Raw genomic sequence first — 1980 nt, 5'->3', positions numbered from 1 at the left:
GGCACCGTAGCCTGGCGGAGGTGTTGCAGGAGGACACGGGTGTGACGCTCCCGGCGGAGCTGGCGGTGATGCTGGGGAGGCTGGAGCGGGAACTGCGCGCGGGTGCGGTGAGTGCGGAGAGTGAAGCATGGCTTGCGCAGTGCGGGCTGACGCCGGAGCAGATGGCGGCGCAGATGGAAGCGGAATATATCCCGGAGAGGAAACTTCATCTTTACCACTGTGACCACCGTGGGCTGCCGCAGGCGCTTATCAGCCCGGAAGGGGAAACGGCGTGGCGCGGGGAGTATGACGAGTGGGGAAACCTGCTGGGAGAGGAAAACCCGGAGCACCTGCAACAGCCGTACCGTCTGCCAGGGCAGCAGTATGATGAGGAGTCGGGGCTGTACTACAACCGTCACCGGTACTATGACCCGTTGCAGGGGAGGTATATCACGCAGGATCCAATCGGGCTAAGAGGTGAATGGAATCTGTATAAATATCCATTAAACCCTGTTCGGTTTATAGATTCTTTGGGTTTAAAATTCGAGGTTAATGGTGATCCAAGTGATTTTAATCAGGCTGTTAAGTATTTAGAAAAAGATTCACGAATGAAAGATGCTATAGATTTTTTATCAAGTTCTGAAGAAACTATAAATATAGAGTATATTGAAGGAGCCAATGGTAGATTTAATTCGAATAATATGACGATATATTGGAATAGTAGAGCGTCTTTATTTTGTTCAACTGAATTAAACTCGAAATCACAATCGCCTGCATTAGGTTTGGGGCATGAGTTTGCACATGCACAGTATTACCTTCTTGATAAAGAAAATTTCATGGCTCTTTTAAGTCGGACGGATAAGAAATATGATAATAAAGAAGAGGCAAGGGTTATTACAATAATTGAATCGCGTGCGGCGAAAACTTTAGATGAGTGTGTCAGAGGAGCTCATAGTGGACTGCCTTTTTATCGGGTGGATGGACCGTTGCAGACGATGACAATAACGGGTACGCCAGAATAGTGAGGTTTTTTATGATGAAATATTTGATGGTTTTATTGTCTCTATTTTCTGGTTCGGTATTGGGGATGGGGCGAGTGAATGAATTGTGTGGAATAGATAGCGTGAAAACGATAGAGGTAGTTAATCTTCCATCGTATGTTACCACGTTAGTTCCGCTTAGCAAGGAAGGTCTTAATGAAATATACAGATATAAAGTGGTGGTGAATGAACTTAGCGATCTCTATGCGGGTAAGATAATTGATTTATTGCAAATGAAGTATTTCAGAAAAGAAAAATATAACAATATAAGATGGGGGGTTAGCATCATTTCGAAAGGCAATAATAAATGTGAAATTTATTTTGATGCTTTTGGTGAATGTGGAAGTGTGAATGGCATTAACGTATGTTTTAAAAAAAATGAAATGATAGATTGGATTAAAAAAGAAATCCCTTTGCTGTCGCAAAAATTAGGTGGGCTTTAAATGATAGGGCAATATTCAAAGACAGTATAGGTAACTATTTGTATGGCCATGTAAGGTAAAAGAAAAGGAATAAACCATGAGCGGAAAACCGGCGGCGCGGCAGGGTGATATGACCTGCAAGGGACTGGATATTGTGCAGGGTTCTGCGGGTGACGGAGCAGGTCAACCCGGAGGGGCTGGCAGGGAAAGATCACGTAACGCTGCTTTTTTGTACTAAACAATTCGCATTTTATGTTTAAAAATTGAGATATTCCTCATTACCTGAAGCTGTTTTTTATTGCTTATACATGATCAAATACTCCTTACATAATTAAGGAGAACAAAATGGAACTTAAAAAATTGATGGGACATATTTCTATTATCCCCGATTACAGACAAGCCTGGAAAGTGGAACATAAATTATCGGATATTCTACTGTTGACTATTTGCGCCGTTATTTCGGGTGCAGAAGGCTGGGAAGATATAGAGGATTTTGGGGAAACACATCTCGATTTTTTGAAGCAATATGGTGATTTTGA

General features: G+C 42.7%; 3 protein-coding genes and 1 pseudogene. All 4 read left to right on the top strand.

Features of this window, described 5'->3' with window-relative positions; translation table 11 throughout:
- Window positions 1–1001, top strand: a 1001-nt coding sequence (locus BEB54_RS27955; protein WP_172953792.1) for an RHS repeat-associated core domain-containing protein, incomplete at its 5' end; no start/stop codon positions are given.
- A gap of 11 nt (window positions 1002–1012) precedes the next feature.
- A complete protein-coding gene (locus tag BEB54_RS27950) occupies window positions 1013–1462 on the top strand; it encodes an RHS element protein dsORF-h1 (protein WP_032183280.1) in 450 nt (149 codons plus the stop codon).
- A 76-nt stretch (window positions 1463–1538) separates the two neighbouring features.
- Window positions 1539–1637, top strand: a pseudogene (locus BEB54_RS27945) (hypothetical protein); the annotation flags it as partial.
- A 149-nt stretch (window positions 1638–1786) separates the two neighbouring features.
- The coding region (locus tag BEB54_RS27940) for an ISAs1 family transposase (protein ID WP_032346920.1) at window positions 1787–1980 on the top strand (194 nt) is incomplete at its 3' end.

Origin of the sequence: Escherichia sp. MOD1-EC6021, from assembly GCF_002965245.1 — a bacterium.
GTDB lineage: Bacteria > Pseudomonadota > Gammaproteobacteria > Enterobacterales > Enterobacteriaceae > Escherichia > Escherichia coli_F.
The sequence above is the reverse complement of the archived record's forward strand: the minus strand, read 5'-3'. Positions and strand labels throughout refer to the sequence as shown.

Bases quoted from the DNA above. Each gene is read 5' to 3' on its own strand.
- BEB54_RS27950 (WP_032183280.1), top strand. From the start codon at position 1,013: ATGATGAAATATTTGATGGTTTTATTGTCTCTATTTTCTGGTTCGGTA.